At 71.7% G+C, this 25980-nt stretch carries 20 protein-coding genes and 3 tRNA genes; 14 read left to right on the top strand and 9 right to left on the bottom strand.

The genetic code is table 11. The annotated features are described in order from the left end of the window. The first annotated feature begins 38 nt into the window (after positions 1 to 38). Positions 39 to 596: an NADPH-dependent FMN reductase gene (locus HDC93_RS26265; RefSeq protein WP_185013386.1), complete on the top strand. Its 558-nt coding sequence runs from the start codon at positions 39 to 41 to the stop codon at positions 594 to 596. A gap of 33 nt (positions 597 to 629) precedes the next feature. On the opposite strand, the gene HDC93_RS26260 is transcribed toward HDC93_RS26265, so the two are convergent. Continuing rightward, positions 630 to 1046: a gamma-glutamylcyclotransferase family protein gene (locus HDC93_RS26260; protein WP_185013286.1), complete on the bottom strand. Its 417-nt coding sequence runs from the start codon at positions 1044 to 1046 to the stop codon at positions 630 to 632. 139 nt (positions 1047 to 1185) lie between these two features. Here HDC93_RS26260 and HDC93_RS26255 point away from each other — a divergent pair, with 139 nt between their 5' ends. Continuing rightward, positions 1186 to 2832: a M4 family metallopeptidase gene (locus tag HDC93_RS26255; RefSeq protein WP_185013285.1), complete on the top strand. Its 1647-nt coding sequence runs from the start codon at positions 1186 to 1188 to the stop codon at positions 2830 to 2832. Positions 2833 to 2835: 3 nt separating this feature from the next. Here HDC93_RS26255 and HDC93_RS26250 read toward each other — a convergent pair whose 3' ends face one another. Beyond that, complete coding sequence (locus HDC93_RS26250) at positions 2836 to 5100, bottom strand: molybdopterin oxidoreductase family protein (RefSeq protein WP_185013284.1); 2265 nt, start codon at positions 5098 to 5100, stop codon at positions 2836 to 2838. Positions 5101 to 5492: 392 nt separating this feature from the next. Here HDC93_RS26250 and HDC93_RS26245 point away from each other — a divergent pair, with 392 nt between their 5' ends. The 3 genes from HDC93_RS26245 to HDC93_RS26235 are packed head-to-tail and all read left to right on the top strand — an operon-like array spanning position 5493 to position 9046. Further along, a complete protein-coding gene (locus HDC93_RS26245) occupies positions 5493 to 7013 on the top strand; it encodes an amino acid adenylation domain-containing protein (protein WP_185013283.1) in 1521 nt (506 codons plus the stop codon). Next, positions 7010 to 8266 carry a hypothetical protein gene (locus tag HDC93_RS26240; RefSeq protein WP_185013282.1) on the top strand — a complete coding sequence of 419 codons (1257 nt, stop codon included), beginning with the start codon at positions 7010 to 7012 and terminating at the stop codon, positions 8264 to 8266. Before HDC93_RS26245 ends, HDC93_RS26240 begins: the two co-directional genes overlap by 4 nt. Positions 8267 to 8278: 12 nt before the next feature. Continuing rightward, positions 8279 to 9046 (top strand): enoyl-CoA hydratase-related protein, encoded by a 768-nt coding sequence (locus HDC93_RS26235; RefSeq protein WP_185013281.1) that lies wholly within the window; start codon positions 8279 to 8281, stop codon positions 9044 to 9046. Between the two features lie 11 nt (positions 9047 to 9057). Here the strand turns inward: HDC93_RS26235 and HDC93_RS26230 are convergent, their stop codons facing one another. Next, positions 9058 to 9756, bottom strand: a complete 699-nt coding sequence (locus HDC93_RS26230) for a vancomycin high temperature exclusion protein (RefSeq protein ID WP_185013280.1) — start codon at positions 9754 to 9756, stop codon at positions 9058 to 9060. A 213-nt stretch (positions 9757 to 9969) separates the two neighbouring features. On the opposite strand from HDC93_RS26230, the gene HDC93_RS26225 reads away from it, so the two are divergent. The 5 genes from HDC93_RS26225 (at position 9970) to HDC93_RS26205 (ending at position 16982) form a co-directional block, all read left to right on the top strand. After that, the gene (locus HDC93_RS26225) at positions 9970 to 10737 is read left to right on the top strand and encodes a sirohydrochlorin chelatase (RefSeq protein ID WP_185013279.1); all 768 of its coding nucleotides are present in this window, start codon (positions 9970 to 9972) and stop codon (positions 10735 to 10737) included. 142 nt (positions 10738 to 10879) lie between these two features. Then, positions 10880 to 12157, top strand: a complete 1278-nt coding sequence (locus tag HDC93_RS26220; RefSeq protein ID WP_185013278.1) for a deoxyguanosinetriphosphate triphosphohydrolase — start codon at positions 10880 to 10882, stop codon at positions 12155 to 12157. A gap of 134 nt (positions 12158 to 12291) precedes the next feature. Continuing rightward, positions 12292 to 13557, top strand: coding sequence for an FAD-dependent oxidoreductase (locus HDC93_RS26215; protein WP_185013277.1), 1266 nt, complete (start codon positions 12292 to 12294; stop codon positions 13555 to 13557). Positions 13558 to 13680: 123 nt separating this feature from the next. Next, the gene (gene dnaG, locus HDC93_RS26210; RefSeq protein WP_185013276.1) at positions 13681 to 15600 is read left to right on the top strand and encodes a DNA primase; all 1920 of its coding nucleotides are present in this window, start codon (positions 13681 to 13683) and stop codon (positions 15598 to 15600) included. Between the two features lie 86 nt (positions 15601 to 15686). After that, entirely contained in the window at positions 15687 to 16982 is a 1296-nt protein-coding gene (locus HDC93_RS26205; RefSeq protein WP_185013275.1) for an RNA polymerase sigma factor, read from the top strand. Positions 16983 to 17139: 157 nt separating this feature from the next. Here the strand turns inward: HDC93_RS26205 and HDC93_RS26200 are convergent, their stop codons facing one another. The 4 genes from HDC93_RS26200 to HDC93_RS26185 form a co-directional block, all read right to left on the bottom strand. Next, positions 17140 to 19068 carry an ABC transporter ATP-binding protein gene (locus HDC93_RS26200; RefSeq protein ID WP_185013274.1) on the bottom strand — a complete coding sequence of 643 codons (1929 nt, stop codon included), beginning with the start codon at positions 19066 to 19068 and terminating at the stop codon, positions 17140 to 17142. Beyond that, complete coding sequence (locus tag HDC93_RS26195) at positions 19068 to 20801, bottom strand: ABC transporter ATP-binding protein (RefSeq protein ID WP_185013273.1); 1734 nt, start codon at positions 20799 to 20801, stop codon at positions 19068 to 19070. Before HDC93_RS26195 ends, HDC93_RS26200 begins: the two co-directional genes overlap by 1 nt. A 109-nt stretch (positions 20802 to 20910) precedes the next feature. After that, positions 20911 to 22359, bottom strand: a complete 1449-nt coding sequence (locus HDC93_RS26190) for an FGGY-family carbohydrate kinase (RefSeq protein ID WP_185013272.1) — start codon at positions 22357 to 22359, stop codon at positions 20911 to 20913. 174 nt (positions 22360 to 22533) lie between these two features. Beyond that, positions 22534 to 22839 (bottom strand): YtxH domain-containing protein, encoded by a 306-nt coding sequence (locus HDC93_RS26185; RefSeq protein WP_185013385.1) that lies wholly within the window; start codon positions 22837 to 22839, stop codon positions 22534 to 22536. Between the two features lie 160 nt (positions 22840 to 22999). Between HDC93_RS26185 and HDC93_RS26180 the strand changes: the two genes are divergently transcribed. The 3 genes from HDC93_RS26180 (at position 23000) to HDC93_RS26170 (ending at position 23417) form a co-directional block, all read left to right on the top strand. Further along, positions 23000 to 23072: transfer RNA gene (locus tag HDC93_RS26180), tRNA-Asn, on the top strand. 5 nt (positions 23073 to 23077) lie between these two features. Next, positions 23078 to 23150: transfer RNA gene (locus tag HDC93_RS26175), tRNA-Asn, on the top strand. A 190-nt stretch (positions 23151 to 23340) separates the two neighbouring features. After that, positions 23341 to 23417: transfer RNA gene (locus tag HDC93_RS26170), tRNA-Ile, on the top strand. Between the two features lie 672 nt (positions 23418 to 24089). Here HDC93_RS26170 and HDC93_RS26165 read toward each other — a convergent pair. Together HDC93_RS26165 and HDC93_RS26160 are read right to left on the bottom strand one after the other, a co-directional pair. After that, positions 24090 to 24503, bottom strand: a complete 414-nt coding sequence (locus HDC93_RS26165; RefSeq protein ID WP_185013271.1) for a PIN domain nuclease — start codon at positions 24501 to 24503, stop codon at positions 24090 to 24092. Further along, positions 24500 to 24715: a type II toxin-antitoxin system VapB family antitoxin gene (locus HDC93_RS26160; protein WP_018889935.1), complete on the bottom strand. Its 216-nt coding sequence runs from the start codon at positions 24713 to 24715 to the stop codon at positions 24500 to 24502. The genes HDC93_RS26165 and HDC93_RS26160 overlap by 4 nt, the downstream gene beginning before the upstream one ends. 739 nt (positions 24716 to 25454) lie before the next feature. Between HDC93_RS26160 and HDC93_RS26155 the strand changes: the two genes are divergently transcribed. Then, a complete protein-coding gene (locus HDC93_RS26155) occupies positions 25455 to 25904 on the top strand; it encodes a hypothetical protein (RefSeq protein ID WP_185013270.1) in 450 nt (149 codons plus the stop codon). Positions 25905 to 25980 lie beyond the last annotated feature (76 nt).

Genomic DNA, 25980 nt, shown 5'->3' with positions numbered 1-25980 from the left:
CGTCCGCCCGTCGGCAGGCCGCGGACGACCCCCTCCGCCTGACCCTCGTCGTGGGCAGCAACCGGCACGGACGCTTCGGTCCCGTGGTCGCGGACTGGCTCCTCGACCGCATCCGGGACCGTGACGACGTGGTCGCCGAGGTCGTGGACGTCGCCGAGGCCGCCCTGCCCATGGCCCTCGAACCGACCCCGGAGGCGACCGCCGCGCTGTCCGGCATCACCCCGAAGCTGGCCCGCGCGGACGCCTTCGTGGTGCTCACCCCCGAGTACAACCACTCCTTCCCCGCGGGCCTGAAGAACCTCGTCGACTGGCACTTCACCGAATGGCAGGCCAAGCCCGTCGGCCTGGTCTCCTACGGCGGTCTGTCCGGCGGCCTGCGCGCGGTGGAGCACCTGCGTCAGGTCTTCGCGGAGCTCCATGCGGTGACGGTCCGCGACACCGTCTCCTTCCACAACGCCGGTGCCTTGTTCGACGACCGGGGCGCCCTGCGCGACCCGTCCGGCCCGGACACGGCGGCGAAGACCATGCTGGACCAGCTGGTGTGGTGGGGGCATGCGTTGCGGGAGGCCCGGGTGAACCGGCCGTACGGGGGCTGAACCCGCTTCAGCACGCCTCCCGCACCTCGCCTCTCACACCCGCGCCCGCCAGTCCCCGCCCGCGATCGCCCGCCCCCGGGCCTGCAGCCGCGCGGCGACGGCGGGCGCGGCCAGGTACACCCAGGCCGGCACGGCCGCCCCGTCGGTCTCCCGTACGACCTGCCGCTCGACGCGCACGTACAGGCTGCGCGGATCCCCCGGCACGTACTCCTCCAGCCGGTCCAGCTCGGCGAGCAGCGCCTCGTACGCCTCCGGCAGCGCGGTGACCAGCTCCCCGCCGACCACGCCGCCGCCCGGCTCCTCGACCGCGTACGGATAGCCCGGCCCCTCGTACAGCACCGCGTCCGCGAGCCTGCCCGGCTCCTCGGAACGGGTGCGGCCGCGCAGGAAGAGGCCGTGGTTGACCTCCCCGGGACGGAGGGTGCCGTAGACGAAGAAAGGGAGGGTCACAGGAACGATTCTGCACCCTCACACACCTCCACAGCGGGGCTATGGACATGCCAGGTCCGCGCCGCCTTAACTCGCGGTCAACATCAACGCCGCCCCCGGTCGACCCCACGCGAACGGGTGCGCCCGTATGAGGAGACCGATGAGTCGGATACGTCATGTCCGCGGTTCCCGTCTCGCCCTCGCCGGTGCGGCCGTCACCGGCACCACCGCCCTGCTGGCCGCCGTTCTCTCCCCGGCCGCCGGCGCGGCGGACCGGCCGACCAGGTCGGCCGCGATCGAGGACGCGGAGGCGGTGCTCGCGGACCGGGCCGGAGCGCTGGGCCTCACCTCGGCCCAGCGGACGAAGGTCCGGGACGTCGTCGTCGACGATGACGGCACCCGGCACGTCCGCTACGACCGCACCTACCACCGGCTCCCGGTTCTCGGCGGGGACTTCGTCCTCCACCTGAACCCGGACGGCACGTACCGCGGCACGAGCCGTGCCACGAAGTCCGCGCTCTCCCTGGCGAGCGTCACCCCGAAGGTGACCGCCCCCAGGGCCGCCGACCTCGCGGCGAACCTGCTGCGCGCGGCCCACCTCGGCGAGACCCTGAAGGGGCTGACCGCCAAGCCGCGGCTGGTCGTCGACGCCCTGCACGGCGCTCCGAAGCTGGCCTGGCAGACCGACGCGGTGGCCCACGACGAGATCGGCAACCCCGTCGGACGCACGGTCCTGACCGACGCGACGACCGGCGCCCGGATCGACGCCTGGGACACCATGGAGTCGGCCTCGGGCGACGGCAAGTCCCTCTACGGCGGCACGGTCCCGCTTCAGACGACGGCGTCCGGCTCGTCGTACCAGCTCAAGGACGCGACGCGCGGCGGCACGTACACCGGCGACGCGGAGAACAAGACGGACAAGTGCCTGCTGACCGTCTGCCTGACCCGCGCCCCCGCGACGCTCTTCACGGACGCCGACAACCACTGGGGGACGGGCGCGACGGCCGACCGGTCCACGGTGGCGGTGGACGCCCAGTACGGCACGGACGTCACCTGGGACTACTACAAGAAGGTCCACGGCCGTTCCGGCATCGCAGGCGACGGCAAGGGCTCCTTCAACCGCGTCCACTACGGCAAGGACTACAACAACGCCTTCTGGGACGACAACTGCTTCTGCATGACGTACGGCGACGGCGACGGCAAGCTGATGGGCCCGCTGGTGTCACTGGACGTCGCCGGGCACGAGATGTCCCACGGCGTGACGTCGAAGACGGCGGCGCTGACCTACTCGGGCGAGTCCGGCGGCCTGAACGAGGCCACGTCGGACATCTTCGGCACGCTGGTGGAGTTCCACGCGGCCAACGCCGAGGACCGGGGCGACTGGCTCATCGGCGAGAAGGTCGTCCGCTCCGGCCTCGGCCGCGAGGCCCTGCGCTTCATGGACAAGCCGTCCAAGGACGGCAAGTCGGCGGACTGCTGGAACGCCAGGCTCGGCGACCTCGACGTGCACTACTCCTCCGGCGTCGGCAACCACTTCGCCTACCTGCTCGCGGAGGGCAGCGGCAAGAAGTCCCTGGGCGGCGTCGCCTACGACTCCCCGACCTGCGACGGCTCCACGGTGACCGGCATCGGCCGGGCCAAGCTGGGCAAGATCTGGTACCGCGCGCTGACGGTCTACATGACGTCCTCGACGAACTACGCGGCCGCCCGCACGGCGACCCTGAGCGCGGCGAAGGACCTCTACGGCGGCGACAGCACCGAGCAGAAGGCGGTCGCGGCGGCCTGGAAGGCCGTCGCCGTGAGCTGACCTCTACGTCTCGACGGTCTCCAGCCGCACCGCGCACGCCTTGAACTCCGGCATCCGGGAGGTCGGGTCGAGCGCGGGGTTGGTGAGGGTGTTGGCGCGGCCCTCGCCCGGCCAGTGGAAGGGCATGAAGACGGTGTCGGGCCGGATGGCGTCCGTGATCCTCGCGGGCGCCACGGCCCGGCCCCGCCGCGACACGACGGCCACCGGGTCGCCCTCGGCCGCGCCCAGCCGGGCGGCCAGCCTCGGGTGCAGCTCCACGAACGGACCGGGCGCGGCGGCGTTCAGCTCCGCCACCCGCCGGGTCTGCGCACCGGACTGGTACTGCGCCACGACCCGCCCGGTGGTCAGCAGCACCGGGTACTCGTCGTCCGGTTCCTCGGCGGTCGCGCGGTGGGAGACGGGGACGAAGCGGGCGCGGCCGTCGGGCGTGGCGAAGCGGTCGAGGAACAGGCGGGGCGTGCCGGGGTGGACCCCTGCCGGACCGTCCGTCGTGACGGCCGGGCGGCCCGGCGCGCGCCCTTGCGCGCCGGGGCCACCCGCCGCGTCGTCGGACCCGGCCGGTTCGCCCGGCGCGGGACGCCCGGGCAGGCCGGGCGCCGGGACCCCGGACCCCGTCGTCACGGAGGGACGGCCCTCAGGGCCCTGCGCCTCTTCCGCCCCTTCCGCCGGACAGGGCCAGAACACCCCGTCCTCCTCCGCCAGCCTCCGGTACGTGATCCCCGAGTAGTCCGCCGCCCCGCCCGCCGACGCCCGGCGCAGTTCCTCGAAGACCTCCTCCGGGTCGGTGGGGAAGCCCTTCTCCACGCCGAGGCGGGCGGCCAGTTCGTGCAGCACCTCCAGGTCGCTGCGGATGCCGTCCGGCGGGGTGACGGCCCGGCGCCGCAGCAGCACCCTGCCCTCCAGGTTCGTCGTCGTGCCCGTCTCCTCGGCCCACTGGGTGACCGGCAGGACCACGTCCGCGAGCGCCGCCGTCTCCGACAGCACCACGTCGCAGACCGCCAGGAAGTCCAGCGACCTGATGCGCTCCTCGACGTGCGCGGCACGCGGCGCCGACACCACCGGGTTGGACGCCATCAGCAGCAGCGACCTGATGTCGCTGCCCAGCGCGTCCAGCAGCTCGTACGCACTGCGCCCCGGGCCGGGCAGGCTGTCCGGGTCGACTCCCCACACCTCGGCGACATGCGCCCGCGCGGCCGGGTCGTCGAGCTTGCGGTAGCCCGGCAACTGGTCGGCCTTCTGCCCGTGTTCCCGCCCGCCCTGCCCGTTGCCCTGCCCGGTCAGACAGCCGTACCCGGACAGCGGGCGGCCCGCCCGGCCGGTCGCCAGGCACAGGTTGATCCAGGCGCCCACCGTGTCCGTGCCCTTGGACTGCTGCTCCGGCCCTCGGGCAGTGAGCACCATCGCCGACTCCGGCTCGCAGAACATCCGCACGGTCTGGCGGAGTTGAGGAACGGACACCCCCGTGATCCGTTCCACGTACTCCGGCCAGTGCGCCATCGCCGCGGCCCGGGCGTCCTCCCAGCCGGCCGTGCGCTCCCGGACGTACTCCTCGTCCACCCGGCCCTCGGCGATCACCAGGTGCAGCAGGCCCAGGGCGAGGGCCAGGTCCGTGCCCGGCCGGGGCGCCAGGTGCAGGTCCACCTGCTCGGCGGTCTTCGTGCGGCGCGGGTCGATGACGATCAGCGTGCCGCCGTTCTCCCGCAGCTCGGTGAAGAACCGCAGCGACGGCGGCATGGTCTCCGCGAGGTTCGACCCGACGAGGATCACGCAGCCGGACTTCGGGATGTCCTCCAGCGGGAACGGCAGCCCCCGGTCGAGACCGAACGCCTTGATGCCGGCGGCCGCCGCCGACGACATGCAGAAGCGGCCGTTGTAGTCGATCTGGGACGTGCCGAGCACGACCCGCGCGAACTTGCCGAGCGTGTAGGCCTTCTCGTTCGTCAGCCCGCCCCCGCCGAACACCCCGAGCGCGTCCGGCCCGTATGCCGCGCGCGTGCGTCCCAGCTCCGCCGCGATCCGGTCCAGCGCCTCGTCCCAGGAGGCGGGCACCAGCGTGCCGCCCTCGTCCCGCATCAGCGGCGAGGTCAGCCGCACGCCGGGCGCGAGCACCGCCGCGGCCGTCCGGCCCTTGCCGCACAGGGCGCCCCGGTTCACCGGGAAGTCCGCGCGCTCGCTCACCTCGACGGTCCCGTCCGGCGCGGGAGTCAGGTTCATCCCGCACTGCAGGGCGCAGTACGGGCAGTGCGTGGGCGTCACGGTGCTCTGCATACCGTTCAGCGTGCGTCGGCCGTGTTACGCCCGGGACGGTTCCCTGTTACGCGGCCGGGACGGCAACCTCCCCGCCGCCGGCCCACCCGCGTGAGGCCGGAGTCCGCCGCCCCGGTCAGGCACAGGCCCGTCCTCCTTCAGGTTGCCGCCGACCGGCACGGACGTTGCCCGTGGGACGAGAAACGCCACATGTGGCTCATTGCGTTCCTTTCTTGGCCGATCCAACCTCGTTGAGAGTTGAATCAGCCGCACTACGCTCTCGCTACGCGCAGCGCTCGCACGACTCCGCACGGCGTTCGACCCGGGCATGCCCGCCGCTCACGGCTGCATCCACCCGCGGCATGGCCGCGGGTGGCAATCCGACCTCGAAACAGCCAGGAGGCCACCCGACCATGCCTCTGCGTCACTTGACCCCCCGCGACCAGCAGCTCTTCCGGCAGTACGGACGGGGCCCCACCGTCCCCGTCCCCGACCCGCTCCTGCACCACGCCGTCGCCCGGCACGCCCTGGCCGCCCCGCACGCCGTCGCCGCCGAACACCAGGGCGCCCGCATCACCTACGGCGAGCTCGACGGGTACGCCGGTGCCCTCGCCGCCCGCCTGGTCCGCGAGGGCGTACGCCCCGGCGACCACGTCGGCCTGTTCGTCCGCCGCTCGATCCCGATGCTGGTCGGCCTGCTCGGCATCCTGAAGGCCGGCGCCGCCTACGTCCCGCAGGACATCGGCCTCGCACCCCCGGCCCAGCTCACCCACGTCATCCGCACCGCCCGCACCCGGGTCGTCCTCACGGTCGCCGAGCACGCCCACCGCGTGCCCCTGCCGGACGGCCATCTGCTGCTCCCGCTCGACGAGCCGCTGCCGTACGCCCCGGCCCCGCGCGTCCGCGTCACCGGCGACGACGGCGCCTACGTCCTGTTCACCTCCGGCACCACCGGCCGCCCCAACGGCGTGAAGGTCACCCACCGCAACGTCGCCAACCTCCTGCTCACGGAACCGGGCGGCCTCGGCGTCCGCCCCGGCGACCGGGTCGCCCAACTCCTCAACATCGCCTTCGACATGGCCGCCTGGGAGATCCTCGGCTGCCTCGCCCACGGCGGCACGCTCGTCATCCGGGGCAAGGACCTCGCCGCGGCGGCCCGCACGGCGGACGTGCTCGTCGCGACCCCGACCGTGCTGTCCGGTCTCGATCCGGCCGCCTGCCCGCGGGTGCGCACGGTCGCCGTCGCGGGGGAGCCCTGCCCGCGCCCGCTGGCCGACCGGTGGGCCCGGCAGGCCGCCTTCTTCAACTGCTGCGGCCCGACGGAGACGACGATCGTCAACACGATGAGCCGCCATGACCCGTCGGCCCCGCTGCTCACCATCGGCCGCCCCACCCCCAACAACACGGTCTACGTCCTCGACGCCGACCGCCGCCCCCTGCCGATCGGCGAGGTGGGTGAGATGTGGGCCGGCGGCGCCTGCGTCTGCGCCGGCTACCTCGGCGACGACACCCTCAACGCCGAGCGCTACGCCCCCGACCCGTTCCTCGGCGGCGGCCGGCGCATGTTCCGCACCCGCGACCTCGGCCGCTGGACCCCCGGGGGCGAACTGGAGCACCTGGGCCGCACCGACGACCAGGTCAAGGTGCGCGGCTTCCGCGTCGAGCTGGACTCCGTCTCCTCGGTCCTGGAGTCGGCCGCCGGCTGCACCCGCGCCGTCACCCTGAGACGCGACGCCCGCACCCTGGTCTCCTTCGTCTGCCCGGCGGACGTCGACCCGGACGCGGCCCGCCGCGCGGTCGCGGACGCCCTGCCGTACTACTGCGTCCCCGAGCAGGTCCTGCCGCTGGCGCTGCTGCCCGAGACCGACCGCGGCAAGGTCGACAAACAGGCGCTGCTGCACATGATCGAGGAGCGCGTGGCGGTGGCCCGATGACCACGTCCCCGCCCCGGAGCCGGCAGGCCACCGGCGGACTCCCGCCGCTCCTGTCCGGCCCGCGCCGCCTGCTCAAACACCCCCGCCTCATGCACTACAACCGGCTCGCGGCCCTGGTCCTGCTGGCCAACACGGTCTTTGCGGCGACCGCCTGGCCGCTGACCGCGCCCACCCTCGCGCACGCCGCCCTCGCCAACCTCGCCCTCGCCGTCGTCGTGCGCCAGCAGTACGTCGTCAACCTGCTGTTCCGCCTGGCCACTTCGGCGCCGACCAGCTGGCCGCTGCGGGTCCGCTGGACGCTCGGCAAGGTGTACCACTTCGGCGGGCTGCACGTCGGCGGGGCGCTGGCGGGCACGGCCTGGTTCCTGGCGCTGACGATCACGACACCCAGCGGTCCCCTCAGGGCCGTCGGCTGGACCCTGACCGCCCTCCTCGCCCTGATCATCGCCACCGCCCTGCCGCCCTTCCGCTCCCGCCGGCACGACCACTTCGAGAAGATCCACCGCTTCGGCGGCTGGACGGCCCTGGCCCTGTTCTGGACGCACACGCTGCTGGCGTCACCGGGCCCCTGGGAGGTCGGCACCCTGGCGGTGGTCACCTTCAGCGTCGCCCTGCCCTGGCTGCGGCTGCGCAAGGTGGACGTCCGCCTCGAACGCCCCTCCTCCCACGTCGTCCTGGCCCGCTTCGACCACGGCGAGACCCCCTTCGCGGGCTCCTCCACCGCGATCAGCCGCAGCCCGCTGAAGGAATGGCACTCCTTCGCCAACGTCCCCGCCCCCGGCGAATCCGGCTTCCGGCTCACGATCTCCCGGGCCGGCGACTGGACCGGCTCCTTCATCGACGACCTGCCCCGGCAGGTGTGGGTCAAGGGCATCACCACGGCCGGCGTCGCCAACATCGAGGTCCTGTTCACCAAGGTGGTCTACGTCGCCACCGGCAGCGGCATCGGCCCCTGCCTGCCCCATCTGCTCGCCGCCCAGGTGCCCTCCCGGCTCGTCTGGGCGACCCGCGACCCCCGCGCGACGTACGGCGACGCCCTGGTCGACGAGATCCTCGCCGTCCAGCCGCACGCCCTGATCTGGGACACCTCCCGGCACGGCAAGCCCGACATGGTGCGCCTCGCCCACGAGGCCTGCCGGGACTTCGGCGCCGAGGCGGTCATCTGCATCTCCAACAAGAAGCTGACCTGGCAGGTGGTCCACGGCCTGGAGCGGCGGGGCATCCCGGCGTACGGCGCGATCTGGGACTCGTAGAAGGGGATACCGATGAACAATCTGAGGCTGGAACGGGACGGCCGGGTGGTGACCGTACGGCTGCACCGCCCGCACGTCCGCAACGCGCTCAGCTCGGCGCTGCTGTCCGAACTCCTCGACACCCTCCGTCCGTTGGACGCGGACCCCGAGGTCGGCTGCTTCGTCGTCACCGGTTCGGACACGGTCTTCGCGGCGGGCGCCGACATCAAGGAGATGGCGGGGAAGTCGGCCGTCGACATGGCGGCCGAGGACTACTTCGCCGCCTGGGAGGAGTTCGCGGACCTCCGCACCCCGAAGATCGCGGCCGTCAACGGCCCTGCCCTGGGCGGTGGTTGCGAGCTGGCGATGATGTGCGACCTGGTCGTCGCGGGGGAGTCGGCGGTCTTCGGCCAGCCCGAGATCAAGCTGGGTGTGATCCCCGGCATCGGCGGCACCCAGCGGCTGACCCGGCTCGTCGGCCGGGCCACGGCCATGGACCTGGTCCTCACCGGCCGCACCATGGACGCACGGGAGGCCGGACGCTGCGGTCTCGTCTCCCGCGTGGTCCCGGACGACCGGGTCCTGCCCGAGGCCCTCGAAGCGGCGTCGACGATCGCCTCCCACGGCCGCGCGGCGGTCAGGGCGGCCCGTGAGTGCGTCGGGATGGCCCTGGAGACCGGCCTGCGCGACGGCATCCGCTTCGAACGCCGCGTCTTCCACGCCCTGTTCGCCACCGACGACCAGAAGGAGGGGATGACGGCGTTCCTGGAGAAGCGCCCCCCGCGCTTCCACGGACGCTGACGGCGGCCCGGCTATCCGAGAGGGTCTTCGGCCGACGCCAAGGCCCTCTCCACACCCGGCTCCCGCGGACCGAGGAACCGCGGGTCCGGCCGGAACACCGCGTCCAGTGCGGCCTTCCCGGCGGCGAAGATCTCCCGAGTACCCCCGTAGTACCAGGTCGCGTCGTGCACGGCGTCCACCCCGACCCCGTACGACGCGACCCCCGCCGCCTCGCACAGCGCCACCGCCCGCCGGATGTGGAAGCCCTGGCTGATCAGCACGGCCCGGTCCACCCCGAAGATCTTCTTCGCGCGCACGCACGAGTCCCAGGTGTCGAACCCCGCGTAGTCGCTGACGATCCGCCCGTCGGGCACCCCGTGCCGGGTCAGGTACACGCGCATCGCGTCCGGCTCGTCGTAGTCCTCGCGGCTGTTGTCCCCGGTGACGAGCACCACCTCCACCCGCCCTTCCCGGTACAGCTTCGCCGCCGCGTCCAGCCGGTGCGCCAGGTACGGCGAGGGCTCCCCCTCCCACAGCCCGGCGCCGAACACCACCGCCACATCGGTACGCGGCACATCAGCCGTCGTACGCAGCCGGTCTCCCGCCACGGTGTACATCCAGGTCGCCGGGAGCAGCGCGAGCACGCACCCGGCCATCACGGCCTGCACCAGCCGCCGCTGCCCCCGCCGGGTACGCGGCAACCGCGGTCTGCGCGACGTCATACGACGCATCGGACGGTCCCTCCCCAGGTCGGCCCCTCGACAGTCAGGGACGTCCTCCCGGGGTGCCCGGTTCATCCGCCCCCGCGTGACCAGCTTCACTCGATTTACGGAAACCGCAGGTCACGCCTCCTCACACACCGCTGTCCCCCATCGTGAACCGCTGGAAAACACCCGTGACGCCCAGGCAACGGGAAGGCAACGTGACGCCGCGACCATCGGTGCATGCCCCGTCAGCTGAGCCTCGTGCCGCCGCCCGCCCCGCGCCGCCCCGCCGCGCCCGCCCTCGTGGTCGTGGCGCACGGCAGCCGCGACCCCCGTGCGCTGAGCACCGTGAGCGCGCTCCTCGACCGGGTCCGGACCCTGCGCCCCGACGTGCCGGTGCACCTGGGTCACATCGAACTCAACGCCCCCCTGCTCCCCGACACGCTCGCCGCCCTGGGCGACACGGAGGCGGTCCTCGTCCCCCTCCTCCTCAGCCGCGGCCACCACGTCAAGCGGGACATCCCCGAGATGGCCGCCGCCTCCCGGGCGCGCACCCACCTGGCGGCTCCCCTAGGCCCCCACCCGCTCCTCGTCGACGCCCTCCAGGCCCGGCTGACGGAGGCCGGCTGGGGCGGGACACCTCAGCGCACGAGTGCGGTGGTCCTCGCCGCGGCGGGCTCCCGCGACCCGGACGCGAAGACGGACACCGCCCGCACGGCCCACCTCCTCGCGGCCCGTCTCGGCGTCCCGGTCGTCCCGGCCTACGCCTCGGCCGCGACCCCCACGGTCCAGGCCGCGGTCCGCACCCTCCTGGCGAGGGGCCGCCGCCACATCGCCCTCGCGTCCTACTTCACGGCCCCGGGCCGCTTCGCCACGGAATCCGCCCAGAAGGCCCCCTGGACAGCGGCGGCTCCGCTGGGCACGCACCCGTCGATGGCCCAGCTCGTCCTCCACCGCTACGACGAGGCTGTGGCGAAGGCGGCCATCAGGCAATTGGCCTCAGCCTGACATCAGGGAGCGGGGGCATGCCCTTCCGGGGCGCGGGGCTGTATCGATGTGCGGCTGCGCCGCGTGGGCGCGACCAGCCCAAACCACCCGCACACGCCCCACAGCGGCACCCGGCACGCGCGTTGGCGCTTACTGTCGAGCCATGGACGGCACCGCACAAACCCCCACCGCCTACGACCCGACGTCAGTCGACCGCTGGGCCCCGGAACCCGACAAACGCCCCGGCCGCACAGCCTTCCAACGCGACAGGGCAAGGGTCCTCCACTCCGCCGCCCTGAGAAGACTCGCCGGCAAAACCCAAGTCGTGACGCCCGGCACCATGGGCCCCGCCTGGGACGCCAGCCCCCGCACCCGCCTCACCCACTCCCTCGAATGCGCCCAGGTCGGCCGCGAACTGGGCGCGGCCCTCGGCTGTGATCCCGACCTCGTGGAAGCCGCCTGCCTCTCCCACGACCTCGGCCACCCACCCTTCGGCCACAACGGCGAACAGGCCCTCAACGAGTTCGCGGCGGACTGCGGCGGCTTCGAGGGCAACGCCCAGTCCCTCAGACTCCTCACCCGCATCGAGCCCAAACGGTTCACCCCGGACGGCTCCGTCGGCCTCAACCTCACCCGCGCCGCCCTCGACGCCGCCACCAAGTACCCCTGGCCCCGCGGCGCCCACCCCACCGACCCGGCGTCGAACAAGTTCGGCGTCTACGAGGACGACCGCCCGGTCTTCGACTGGCTCCGCAAGGACGCCCCCGGCACCCGCACCTGCTTCGAGGCGCAGGTCATGGACTGGTCCGACGACGTGGCCTACTCCGTGCACGACGTGGAGGACGGCCTGCACGCCGGCCACATCGACCCGAACTGCCTCCAGGCCGACCCCGAACGCCGGGACGTCTTCGAGGTCGCCCGCGGCCGGTACGTGCCCGCCGACACCGACCCCGCCGAGCTCGCCGAGGCTTTGGACCGGCTCCTGGCCCAGGAGTGGTGGCCGCACGGCTACGACGGCACCGCCGTCGCCCAGGCCCGCCTGAAGGACGCCACCAGCCAGCTCATCGGCCGCTTCTGCCTGGCCGCCGAGACCGCGACCCGCACCGCGTACGGGGCCGGGCGGCTCACCCGGTACACCGCCGAGCTGGTCGTCCCGCGCGAGACCCGGATGGAGTGCGCCGTCCTCAAGGCCGTCGCCGACCTCTACGTCATGCAGCGCGCCGAGCAGGAGCGGCTGCGCGCCGACCAGCGGATCGTCGTCGCCGAACTGGCCGAGGCGCTCACCGCCCGCGCCCCGGACGGCCTGGACCCGCAGTTCCGCGCCCTGTTCGACCGGGCGGCGGACGACAGGGCGCGCAAGCGGGTGATCGTCGACCAGATCGCCTCCCTCACCGACATGTCCGCCCGCTCGCTTCACGCCCGTCTGACGGGGCAGGGATGACACTGACGCGACGGGTGGGACGCGAGCACCCCCGAATGTGACCCTCCGTGGCCTGATCGGGTCACTCCCTCTTCCCGCATCACGCTCCGTGCGGGACGCTCGCAAGTGGCGACACCCTGACGAGGAGGCAACAAGTGGTCGACGCGGATCAGACATTCGTCATCGTCGGAGGCGGACTGGCCGGCGCCAAGGCGGCCGAGACGCTCCGCGCGGAGGGCTTCACCGGCCGCGTGATACTGATCTGCGACGAACGCGACCACCCCTACGAGCGCCCGCCCCTGTCCAAGGGCTACCTCCTCGGCAAGGAGGAACGCGACAGCGTCTTCGTGCACGAGCCCGCCTGGTACGCGGCCCACGACATCGAGCTGCACCTCGGCCAGACCGTCGACGCGATCGACCGTACGGCGAAGACGGTCCGCTTCGGCGAGGACGGCACCCTCGTCCGCTACGACAAGCTGCTCCTGGCGACCGGCGCCGAACCCCGCCGCCTGGACATCCCGGGCACGGACCTGGCCGGCGTGCACCACCTGCGCCGCCTCGCCCACGCCGAGCGCCTCAAACACGTCCTGACCAACCTGGGCCGGGACAACGGCCACCTCGTCATCGCCGGAGCCGGCTGGATCGGCCTGGAGGTCGCGGCGGCGGCCCGCGAGTACGGCGCGGAGGTCACGGTCGTCGAACACGGGCCGACCCCGCTGCACGGCGTGCTGGGCCCGGAACTCGGCGGGCTCTTCGCCGAGCTGCACCGCGAGCACGGGGTGCGCTTCCACTTCGGCAGGCGGCTGACGGAGATCGTCGGCCAGGACGGCATGGTCCTCGCGGCCCGCACGGACGACGGCGAGGAGCACCCGGCGCACGACGTGCTGGCGGCGATCGGCGCGGCCCCGCGCACCCACCTGGCGGAGGCGGCCGGCCTGGAGATCGCCGACCGGGCCCACGGCGGCGGCATCGTCGTCGACGAGCGGCTGCGCACCTCCGACCCGGACGTCTACGCGGCCGGCGACGTCGTCTCCTTCCCGCACCCCCTGCTCGGCACGCGGGTGCGCGTCGAGCACTGGGCCAACGCCCTCAACGGCGGACCGGCGGCCGCGCGCTCCATGCTGGGCCGCGAGGTGACGTACGACCGGGTGCCGTACTTCTTCTCCGACCAGTACGACCTGGGCATGGAGTACTCCGGCTGGGCGCCCGCGGGCGCTTACGACCAGGTGGTGATCCGCGGGGACGCCGGGAAGCGCGAGTTCATCGCGTTCTGGGTGAAGGACGGCCGGGTGCTGGCCGGGATGAACGTGAACGTATGGGATGTCACGGACAAGATCCAGCGCCTGGTCCGCTCCAAGGCCCGGGTGGACACCGAGGCCCTGGCGGACCCGCACGTGCCGCTGGACAGCCTCGCCTCATAGCCGCCGGGGCTGTCAGGAGTGCCGGTCCGCCACCGTGCTGCAATTCCCGGGGGCAACCCCCAACCCCTGGCCGGAAAGCCGTCTCGTCTCAGGAGCGTCAGTTCGGCCCCGTAGACTCACCTCGTGGCAGGACGGATCAACGACGAGGACGTGAAGGCGGTACGGGACGCGGTCCCGATCGACGCCGTGGTGTCCGAGTACCTCCAGCTGCGCAACGCGGGCGGCGGAAACCTCAAGGGTCTCTGCCCCTTCCACGATGAGAAGTCGCCGTCCTTCCAGGTCAGCCCGAGCAAGGGGTTCTTCCACTGCTTCGGCTGCCAGGAGGGCGGCGACACCATCACGTTCGTGATGAAGATCGACCACCTCACCTTCTCGGAGGCGGTCGAGCGCCTGGCCGGCCAGGCGGGCATCACCCTGCGCTACGAGGAGGGCGGCTACAACCCCTCCCACCAGCGCGGCGAGCGGATCCGCCTGGTCGAGGCCCACAAGATCGCCGCCGACTGGTACGTGGAGCAGCTCGCGACCAGCCCGGAGGCCGACGCCGGCCGCCAGTTCCTCGCCGAGCGCGGCTTCGACCAGGCCGCCGCCCAGCACTTCTCCGTCGGCTACAGCCCCCAGGGCTGGGACCACCTCACGCGCTTCCTGCGCGGCAAGGGCTTCACCGACAAGGAGCTGGTCCTCTCCGGCCTCTCCCAGGAGGGCCGCCGCGGCCCCATCGACCGCTTCCGCGGCCGTCTGATGTGGCCCATCCGCGACATCGGCGGCGACGTCGTCGGCTTCGGCGCCCGCAAGCTCTACGAGGCGGACAACGGCCCGAAGTACCTGAACACGCCCGACACGGCGATCTACAAGAAGTCCCAGGTCCTCTACGGCATCGACCTGGCGAAGAAGGACATCGCCAAGGCGTCCCGCGCGGTCGTCGTCGAGGGCTACACGGATGTCATGGCCTGCCACCTCGCCGGAGTGACGACCGCCATCGCCACCTGTGGCACCGCCTTCGGCGGCGACCACATCAAGATCCTCCGCCGGCTGCTCATGGACAACGGCTCGGCCCGCGTCATCTTCACCTTCGACGGCGACGCCGCCGGCCAGAAGGCGGCCCTGCGCGCCTTCGAGGACGACCAGAAGTTCGCCGCCGAGACGTACATCGCCATCGCCCCGGACGGCATGGACCCCTGCGACCTGCGCCTCGCCAAGGGCGACGAGGCCGTCGCCGACCTCGTCGAACCCCGCACCCCGCTCTTCGAGTTCGCGCTGCGCCAGATCGTGAGCCGCTACGACCTCGACACCCCGGCGGGCCGCGCGTCCGCGCTGGACGAGGCGGCCCCGATCGTCGCCCGCATCAAGAACAGCGGCGCCCAGCACGAGGTGGCCGTCCAGCTCGCCGGCATGCTCGGCATCCTCGACACCCAGTTCGTGGTCAAGCGCGTGGCCCAGCTGGCCCGCTGGGCCCGCGACCGCGGCGGCAAGGGCCCCGCCCCGGAGCGGCACCACCAGGGGCAGCAGTACGCCGGCCCGCCCCAGAGCGCCGCCCCCCGCGGCCCGGCCCTCAACCTCCGCAACCCGGTCTTCGCCACCGAACGGGAGCTCCTCAAACTCGCCCTCCAGCGCCCCGAGTTGGTCTCCCCGGCCTTCGACGCCTACGGCGTGGACGAGTTCACCGCCCCGCCCTACGCCGCCGTCCGCCAGGCCATCCATGACGCGGGCGGCGCCGAACCGGGCGTCGCCGACCCCCAGGACTACCTGGTCAGGGTCCGCGAGGCCGCCCCCGACGACGCGGTCCGCGCGATGGTCACGGAGCTGGCCGTCGAGGCGATCATGCTGCACAAGGGCGTCAAGGGCGCCGACGAGGTGTACGCGGGCGCCCAGTTGGTGACGGTCCGCCGCCGGGCCGTCGAGCGCCGTATCCGCGACATCACGGGCCGGCTCACCCGCCTCGGCACCCACGGCGACCCGGCCGAGCTCGCCGCCGTGCAGAACGAACTGTGGGTCCTCCAGCAGTACGACCAGACCCTCCGGGAGCATGGCGCCGCCGCGCTCTGAGGTCACCACGCGGTCACGGACCGGAAGCAAAAAGTCATCGCACGCCCCTCGTGGCGACGATGTGTCTTACCCCACACTGGGTTCCGGTGCCTGAGTCCTCGGAGCGCGGCCGATCCGTCACCCACGGGTCCCAGACCCCCGCGGTTCCGCTCATCGCGTACGGGACGGAAAGCGGCGAGGCCGACTCCGCCCCCGAAGTACCGCTGCCGTACTCCTTGGCAGCGATCATCCTGGAGGTCGCCCCCGTGCAGACCCAGACCCTCACCCAGACCGACGCCGGTGCCGCGCCCGGCGCCGACGGCACCGTGCCGGACGCGGAGGCCGACGTCCTGTCCGCGGTCCCGGCGCAGAGCCGCGCCGCGCACCACCCCGAATCGGAACCGGAGCCGGACGAGCCGCCCGCCGAGGCCGTCGAGGCGGCCGAGCCCCCCGAGGTCGTCGTACCGATCCCGACCCGCACCGAGTCCGGCAGCCCCTCCTCGGACCTGTTCCGCCAGTACCTGCGGGAGATCGGCCGCATCCCCCTGCTGACCGCCGCCGAGGAGGTCGAACTCGCCCGCCGCGTCGAGGCCGGCCTGTTCGCGGAGGAGAAGCTGCGGCTCACCCCCGACCTGGACAGCCAGCTCGCACTGGACCTGGACCGCCTCGTCGTCATGGGCCGCGTGGCCAAGCGCCGCCTGATCGAGGCGAACCTGCGCCTGGTCGTCTCCGTCGCCAAACGCTACGTCGGCCGCGGCCTGACCATGCTCGACCTCGTCCAGGAGGGCAACCTCGGTCTGATCAGGGCGGTCGAGAAGTTCGACTACGCCCGCGGCTACAAGTTCTCCACGTACGCGACCTGGTGGATCCGGCAGGCCATGTCCCGGGCCCTGGCCGACCAGGCCCGCACGATAAGGGTCCCGGTCCATGTCGTGGAGCTCATCAACCGGGTCGTCCGTGTCCAGCGCCGCATGCTCCAGGAGCGCGGCTACGAACCGACACCCGAGGAGGTCGCGGCCCACCTGGAGCTGCCGCCGGAGCGGGTCGGCGAGGTCCTGCGCCTCGCCCAGGAGCCGGTGTCGCTGCACGCGCCCGTGGGCGAGGAGGACGACGTCGCCCTCGGCGACCTGATCGAGGACGGCGACGCGACGTCTCCGGTGGAGTCGGCGGCGTTCCTGCTGCTCAGGGAGCACCTCGAGGCGGTCCTGTCGACGCTGGGGGAGCGGGAGCGGAAGGTGGTCCAACTCCGTTACGGCTTGGCGGACGGCCGCCCGCGCACGCTGGAGGAGATAGGCAGGATCTTCGGCGTCACGCGGGAACGGATACGGCAGATCGAGTCGAAGACCCTGAACAAACTGAGGGACCACGCCTTCGCGGACCAGCTGAGGGGGTATCTGGACTGATTGCCGTGTGCGGGCCGGTGGGAGTGATTCGCGCGGTTCCCCGCGCCCCTGAAGGCGCGCCGGCTGCACGTCCTCAAGGGGCGCGGGGAACCGCGCGACCGGCCCTCACCGGCCCGCAGCCGCCCCACGACAGTCCGAAGCACCCCCCGCCCGCGACTCAGTCCACCTCCGCCACCGCCTGCGCGAACTGTGCCTGATACAGCCGCGCATAGGCACCATCCGCCGCCAGCAGCTCCTCGTGCGTGCCCTGCTCCACGATCGACCCGTTCTCCATCACGAGGATCGCGTCCGCGTCCCGGATCGTCGACAACCGGTGCGCGATGACGAACGACGTCCGGCCGTGGGCGAGTTTCGCCATGGCCTTCTGAATGAGGACCTCCGTCCGCGTGTCGACCGAACTCGTCGCCTCGTCCAGCACCAGGATCACCGGGTCGGACAGGAACGCCCGGGCGATGGTGATCAGCTGCTTCTCACCGGCACTGACCCCGGTGCCCTCGTCGTCGATCACCGTGTCGTACCCGTCCGGCAGCGTCCGGACGAACCGGTCCGCGTGCGCCGCCCGGGCCGCCTCCTCGATCTCCCCGCGGGTGACCTCGCGGGACGCGCCGTACGCGATGTTCTCCGCGATCGTGCCGCCGAACAGCCAGGTGTCCTGGAGCACCATGCCGATCCCGGCCCGCAGTTCGTCCCGGGACATCCGCGCGATGTCGACGCCGTCGAGGGTGATGCGCCCGCCGGTGACGTCGTAGAACCGCATCAGCAGGTTCACCAGGGTCGTCTTGCCGGCACCCGTGGGGCCGACGATGGCGACCGTGTGCCCCGGCTCGACCTTCAGCGACAGGTCCTCGATGAGCGGCTTGTCGGGGTCGTAGCGGAACGACACGTGCTCCAGCGCCACCTGCCCGCGCAGCTCCTCGGGCCGCAGGCCCGGCACCGGGTCGGCGCTCTGCTCCTCCGCGTCGAGCAGCTCGAAGACCCGCTCCGCCGAGGCGACGCCCGACTGCACCAGGTTCGCCATGGACGCGACCTGTGTCAGCGGCATCGAGAACTGCCGCGAGTACTGGATGAAGGCCTGCACATCGCCGATGGACAGCGAGCCCGAGGCGACCCGCAGCCCGCCGACCACCGCCACCAGCACGTAGTTGAGGTTCGACACGAACATCATCAGCGGCTGCATGACCCCGCTGTTGAACTGCGCCTTGAACCCCGCCTCGTACAGCGCGTCGTTCTGCTCGGCGAACTGCCGCGCCGACTCCTCCTGCCGGCCGAACACCTTCACCAGGGTGTGGCCCGTGTACATCTCCTCGATGTGCGCGTTCAGCCGGCCCGTCGAGCGCCACTGCTGCACGAAGTGCGGCTGCGACCGCTTGCCCACGCGCGTGGCCACGACGAACGACAGCGGCACGGTCACCAGCGCGACCAGCGCCAGGATCCAGGAGACCCAGAACATCATGGCGAGCACGCCGATGATGGTCAGCACCGAGTTGATGAGCTGCCCCATCGACTGCTGGAGCGTCTGCCCGATGTTGTCGATGTCGTTGGTCGCCCGGGACAGCACCTCACCGCGCTGGCGCTTGTCGAAGTACGACAGCGGCAGCCGCGACAGCTTCGTCTGGACGTCCTCGCGCATCCGGAACATGGTCCGGTTCACGGCCCGGTTCACCAGCCGCGTCGCCACCGCCATCAGCAGCCCGGCCACCGTGAACACACCCAGCGCGAGCAGCAGCACATGCCCGACGGCCGTGAAGTCGATGCCCTCGCCCGGGGTGAAGTCGGTGCCGCGCAGCATGTCGGCCACGTCACCGTCCCCGCGCTGCCGCATCGAGTCGAGGACCTGCTCCTTGGTCGCCCCCTCCGGCATGCCGCGCCCGACGATGCCGGCGAAGACCAGGTCGGTCGCCCTGCCGAGGATCTTCGGCCCGACGACGCTGAGGCCGACGCTGAGCACCACGCACAGCAGCAGCACGTAGATGGTGATCCGCTCCGGCCGGAACTGCGCGACGAGCCGTTTGCCCGACCCCTTGAAGTCGAGCGAGCGCTGGTCGGGGCCGCCCCCGGCCGTCATCCGCCCCATGGGCCCCGCCATCAGGCAGCCTCCGCTTCCGTCAGCTGGGAGAGAACGATCTCCCGGTAGGTCTCGTTGTCCGCCATCAGCTCGTGGTGCCGGCCGGTGCCGACGACCCGGCCCTCGTCCAGGACGACGATCCGGTCGGCGTCCCGGATGGTCGCCACCCGCTGGGCGACGATCACCACCGTCGCCTCCGCGGTCTCCTGCCCCAGCGCCGCCCGCAGGGCGGCGTCCGTGGCGTGGTCGAGCGCGGAGAAGGAGTCGTCGAAGAGGTAGATCTCGGGTCGCTGCACCAGCGTCCGGGCGATCGCGAGCCGTTGGCGCTGACCACCCGAGACATTCGTTCCGCCCTGCGCGATCGGCGAGTCGAGACCGCTCTCCAGCCGCTCCACGAAGTCCATGGCCTGCGCCACCTCCAGCGCGTGCCACAGCTCCTCGTCGGTGGCGTCCGGATTGCCGTAGCGCAGGTTGGTCGCCACCGTCCCCGCGAACAGGTACGGCTTCTGCGGCACCATCCCGACGGTCTTCGCGAGCAGCTTCGGCTCGATCTCCGCCACCTCGACACCGTCGACGAGCACCTGCCCCTCGGTCGTGTCGAACAGCCGCGGGACCAGCCCGAGCAGCGTGGACTTGCCGCTGCCGGTCGAGCCGATGACAGCGGTCGTCTCACCCGGCCGGGCCACCAGGTCCACGGCCCGCAGCACCGGCTCCTCGGCACCCGGATAGCGGAAGCCCGCCCCGCGGATCTCCAGATGCCCGTGCCGACGCAGCTCCCGCACCGGCGCCGACGGCGGTACGACGCTGGAGGAGGTGTCCAGCACCTCCTGGATGCGCTCGGCGCACACCTCCGCGCGCGGCACCATCATGAACATGAAGGTGGCCATCATCACGGACATGACGATCTGCATCAGATAGGCCAGGAACGCCGTCAGATCGCCGATCTGCATCCCGCCGCTGTCGATCCGGTGCGCGCCGAACCACACCACGGCGATCGACGACAGGTTCACCACCGTCATGACGATCGGGAACATCAGCGCGAGCAGGTTGCCGGTGCCCAGCGCGAAGTCGGTGAGATCGGTGTTGGCCTTCCGGAAGCGCTGCTGCTCGTACTCGTCCCGGACGAAGGCACGGATCACGCGGTTGCCGGTGATCTGCTCGCGCAGCACCTGGTTCACCGAGTCCAGCCGCTCCTGCATCGACCGGAACAGCGGCCGCAGCCGCCGCACGATCAGCGTCACGCAGATGCCCAGCACCGGCACCACCGCCACCAGCACCCCGGACAGCGGCACGTCGAGACCGAGCGCGAGCACGATGCCGCCCACGCACATGATCGGCGCCGACACCAGCAGCGTGAACGTCATCAGCGCCAGCATCTGCACCTGCTGGACGTCGTTGGTCGTCCGCGTGATCAGCGACGGCGCCCCGAAGTGACCGACCTCACGCGCGGAGAACGACTGCACCCGGTCGAACACGGACGCCCGCAGGTCCCGCCCCAGCGCCGAGGCCGTACGGGCGCCGTAGTACACGGCGCCGATGTTGCACACGACCTGGACCAGCGAGATGCCGATCATCAGACCGCCGTAGCCCAGGATGTAGCCGGTGTCGCCGTTCACGACACCCTGGTCGATGATGTCCGCGTTCAGCGTGGGCAGGTAGAGCGTGGCGCAGGTCTGCAGGAACTGCAGCAGCACCAGGAGAGCGATGGGTCTCTTGTAGGGCCTGAGACAGGTCCGCAGGAGTCGTATGAGCACGCTGCTTCTCTCGGAGTGGACGACGGGGCGTGGTTGCCCCTGGCCCCTATCGTCGAACACTCCACCGGCGTTACCTCAAGCGAATTAACCCGACAGGCGGTCAAACCCGTCAGAGGGCCCCGGGGTGCGTCTGCTCCCGCACCGCCACGAACTGCTGCCGCACCGCCTGCCCCACGGCCAGCTCGTCCCCGGGCTCCAGCACCTGCGCCACCGCGCCCTGCCAGGCCGGCGGGTTGCGCACATCGAGCGTGCCCTGGGACGCCCCGAGCGCCCAGGCCGCCTGGCGGGCGGCGCCGATCGCCGCGTAGTCGGCGGGCTGCGGCACCACGACCTGCGTCCCGAACAGCGCGGGCGCGGCGGCCTGCACGGCGGGCAGTTCGGCGGCCGGCCCGAGCAGGAACACCCGCCGCACCTCCACCCCCCGGCCGCGCAGCACGTCCAGCGCGTCCGCGAGCCCGCACAGCATCCCCTCGAACGCCGCCCGCGCCAGATGCTCCGCCTTCATCGACTCGCGCCTGAGCCCGGCGAGCGTCCCGGCGGTGTGCGGCAGGTTCGGCGTCCGCTCACCTTCCAGATAGGGCAGCAGCACCAGCCCGTGCGACCCGGGCGTCGACTTCATCGCGAGGTCGGACAGACTCTCCAGATCGGGCAGCCCCAGCAGCTCGGCGGCCCCGCGCAGCGTCCGTACGGCGTTCAGCGTCGTGACGACGGGCAGGTGCATGCCGGTCGCGTCCGCGAGCGCGGTGATCATCCCGGACCCGTCGACCAGCGCCTCGGGGTGCACGGCCATCACGGACCCGGACGCGCCCAGCGACACCACCGCGTCGCCGAGGCCGATGCCGAGACCGAACGCCGCCGCCATGGTCTCGCCGGTGCCCACGGAGATGAGCAGCCCCTCCGGTGTCGTACCGGCGGCGTCCGCCGGGCCGATCACCTCCGGCAGCATCACCTGGTGCCCGAGGGCCAGTTCCACGAGGTCGGGCCGGTAGCCGCCGGTCGCCGCCGACCAGTAGCCGGTGCCGGACGCCCCGCCCCGGTCGGTGGTTCTCCTGACCGGCCGGCCCAGCAACTGCCACACCAGCCAGTCGTGCGCCTGGAGGAGGATCGCGGTGCGCTGGGCGTTCTCCGGCTCGGTCCGGGCCAGCCAGCGCAGCTTGGTGACCGGCTGAGCGGCCTGCGGCACACAGCCCACCGCCTGCGCCCACGCCTCGCGCCCGCCGAGTGCGTCGACCAGATCGGCCGCGGCCACCTGCGTGCGCTTGTCGCCGCCGACCATCGCAGGCCGCACGGTGTTGCCCTGCGCGTCCAGCGGCACGACGGCGTTCTGCTGCGCCGAGACGCCGATTGCCTGCACGCCCTCCAGCAGCCCGCCGCCCGCGGCCTCGCCCAGGGAGAGCAGCCAGGCCTGCGGATCGACGTCCGACGGCCGGCCGCCGCCCTCGGGGCTCTCCACCGGATGCGGTGCATATCCCTGCCTGAGCACGGCTCCGGAGTCCGTGTCACAGACGACGATACGAGTGAAATCGGGTGAACTGTCCAACCCGGCGACTATCCCCATGGCCAAAATTCTGCCGTACCGCTGCGCCGGCCGGAGCCGTGGGCGCCGTGGGGGGTGTCGCCGGGTTTCGGGTGCGGGCTCGTCGTGGCTGGTCGCGCCCGCGCGGCGGAGCCGCACATCGATACAGCCCCGCGCCCCTTTCCAGGGGCGCGGGGCTGCTCGGCATCAAGAAGATCAGGTATTGCTCGTACCCCAGTCGTCCTCGCCGCCGTTGTGGGTGGCTCGGTCGCGGAGGTGGCGGACTCGTTCCGCCACCGAGTCGGGCACGCGGTCGCCGACCTTGTCGCTCACCATGTGGTACGCCTTGCCCGCGAACTCGCGGCCCTGGTGGGCCGCCGTCTCCGCGGTGTTGCGGACGGCGGGGTTCTGAGCGAACTGCCGGGCTGATGTCTTGAGCTGCTCGTAACGCTCGCGTCCGGCCCTCGTGCCCAGCACGTAACCCAGGACGACTCCGGCGACGAACGTGAGCCGGTAACGCATGGCGGCCACCCTTTCCTTGCGTAGGTCTCCGGTGCGGCGTCGGTGCCGGGGAGTACCGATTGGCGGAGCACCCCCCTGCTTGCGCTAATGTATGTGTCGCAGCGAACGAGCGCCCCCTGGCGGATACCCAGGTAGGTACGTTCGATGCACAACGAGACCTTCCTCGGTAGCTCAATTGGCAGAGCAGCCGGCTGTTAACCGGCAGGTTACTGGTTCGAGTCCAGTCCGGGGAGCTCGGTCCTCCGTAGCTCAATTGGCAGAGCAGCCGGCTGTTAACCGGCAGGTTACTGGTTCGAGTCCAGTCGGGGGAGCAGGATGAACGAGGACCCCTCTCAGGGGTCCTTTTTCATGTCCGTTTCCCTGGTCCGGGAACCGCGCGGCACCGGGCGCAGTCCTCAAGGTCACGTAGGCCGTGCGAAGCCGCCCAGCCGAAGCAGGAGATCGTATGAGCGGCTATGCTGCGGCAGACGGCGCGCACACATGTACGCGACACGCCGCTACGGGGCGGTAGCTCAGCCGGTTAGAGCAGCGGACTCATAATCCGTCGGCCGTGGGTTCGAGTCCCACCCGCCCCACCAGTAGCGCACCCTGACCTGCGGAAACGTCTCTTCCTGGCAGGGAGAGAAGGAACTCTGACTCAACGGAGAGAATCCGCTGCTCAGGGGCGCAGTTGGAAGCCGTAGAGAGTGACCTGACAGATCCAGGCAGGGCCCCTACCTGCAGTGATGCGAGCGATCGAGTGCGCAGGAAACCACCTCGCGGCTCCGTGCTCCAAGATCCAGTGGACGCATAGTGGACGCGAGGGCCTGGAGCTGCATACAGAGCGGCATGGCTCGTTCGAGTGGTGCAGCGGCAGCAGCCGGGCGGTCCACTACAGCCTGGATACGAGCGCCCCGCATGCCCTGGCCCGCCGCCCGCGGTATGCCGGGGGCATCACACCGTGGATCCGCGACAGCGTGAACACCCGCTTCGCATCGCGCAGATGACACCAGGCGTACAGATGCGGAGGGTCCAGGTCGCGCGCGGCCTCGTCCGCCGTCGCGTCCAGCGAATCCGCCAGGACGTCCCGAGAGGCCGACGCACTCAGCGCGGCCAGTGCTTCGGCTGCTGCACGGCGGGCAGCGGGAGCCGGGGCGGCGCGAGCACGACCGAGCCCGGGCGTTGCAGGCGTTCGGTCAGTTCGCTCACCGAGCGCGGCTCCGGGACCGGTCCTCGTCCTTCGCCACGCTTCCGTGTCAGGTTGGAAAGGATCACTGTCTGAGGTCGATCGTGCGTACTGGCTGTCCCGTGGTCCGGGCGATGGTTTCGAAGTCGCGGTCGTAGTGGAGCAGGGTGAGGCCCGCTTCTTCGGCGGCGGCTGCGACGAGGAGGTCGACCGGGCCCGCGCTGCGGTGTTCCCCCTTCGCGGTGAGCTGCTCCTGGACCACGCGGGAGCGGCGGTAGATGCCGTCCGGCATCGGACACCAGACGTAGTGGGCGTCGAGTGCCGCCTTCAGCCGAGCGCGGTCCGTGGAAGAGCGGGCGGAGTAGAGGACCTCAAGTTCCGTGAGGTCGCAGATCGCGACGAGGCCGGCGGCGATCCTGTCGTCCCACTCGGCCGTGTTCTGGGCGAGAAGGACGCGGGCGAGGGCGGAGGTGTCGATGAGGTAGTCGGCGACGGTCACGGCCGGTACTGGCTCTTGTCCAGGAGGATGTTGATGTCCAGGGCTCCGTCGGCCACCAGTTGCCGGGAGTCCTCGAGTGCGCGCAGGCGCCGGTAGCGAGCGGTGACCTCGCGTAGGGCGGTGTTGATCGTGTCGCGCTTGGTGGTGGTGCCGAGTTCCCTGGCGGCTGCCTCCAGTGCCTCGTCGTCGAGGTCGATGACGGTTCGGCTCACTGCGACTCCCTGTGTATACGGCAATGTATATCAGTATGCCTGCTCCACTGTATATCGAGGGGCGGGCTCCAGTCTGGTCCTGATCGGCGGGCTTCTTGGCCGGAAGGCGAGACCGGACGAGGTTCGAGAGCAGGTGCTCGCGCACAGCGAGGGCGGCGACCTGCCTCGCGCCCGGTTCCTCTGGAGCCACCTGCCCGCTGCCGACCGTGAGGTCCCCGCATCCGGCGCGTGGTCCGGTGCCTGCGCACCTGACTGCCAAGACGTGCGGAGCCCCACCCTCGGGCCAAGAGGGCGAGCCCTTGCTTCGCCGGTAAGGCACTCTGCTGCTCGACTCTTCGAGTCACGAGGCCTCTGCCTGCACACCTGCTCTCGGCGAGGTCCCGGTGGCCGCCGTGGATGGCTTGTCGTGCACCGTAGTGGACACGCAGTGGACGGAAGGATCCTGAAGGACTAGGAAGGTCACGCGCGGGTCCGCAGGGTTGCACGCCGCTGACCTGCTGAAATGGGAAGATCGGGGCAGGATCCGGCCGCAAGCGGAAGATCCGAAAAGGACTCATCATCCGTCGGCCGTGGGTTCGAGTCTCACCCGCCCCACTTCAGCAAGGCTGTGACCTGCGGAAACGTTCAATTTGTTCTGTCGGTTGGTCAACTTTGCTTGAACGGAGTGAATCCGCTGCTCGTGAGTTCGGCTCCGTTGCGGTCGGTGTGAGGTCGCATCGCTCTGACCTGCGTAGATGTCGTGTTCGAGGTCCGCACCGCGTGGGACGCCTACCGTGCCTCCGACGCCGTACCGGACCTGCTGGAGCAGCAGATGGAGCGTGACCTCGCCGCCCTGGGGAACGCCGCAGACGGCAAGAAGGCGGTGGACCTCGCCCTGCGCGTCGCCCAGAACGTGACGGACCTGCGGCTCCGCTACGAACCCCTGCCGACGGTCGACCGCGACCGACTCGCCCTCTGGACGCGCCAGTTGACGATCGACGCGAAGGCAGAGAACGAGGGCGCCGTGGCGGGCGACGTCACCAGCCTGCAGCTCGTGTGGGACCGGGTGCGGCTCGAGGCCCAGGGCGCCGCGTCGGTGGACACGCACCTGAAGAAGCTCCGCGCGGCGGCCGATGCCGGGGACATGGCGCAGGTGCAGCGCCTCGCGTCCGAACTCGCCCAGCGTGTCGCAGGGTTGAACGCCTCGTAGCTGCGCGCAGGAGAGCGTGCGCACGGCCGGGTTCCCAGGGACTCTCCGTGTTCCGGATTCCAGGAGTGGGCGACGG

It is taken from the genome of Streptomyces sp. AK010 (assembly GCF_014207295.1).
GTDB classification, from domain to species: Bacteria; Actinomycetota; Actinomycetes; order Streptomycetales; family Streptomycetaceae; genus Streptomyces; species Streptomyces massasporeus.
The sequence above is the reverse complement of the archived record's forward strand: the minus strand, read 5'-3'. Positions and strand labels throughout refer to the sequence as shown.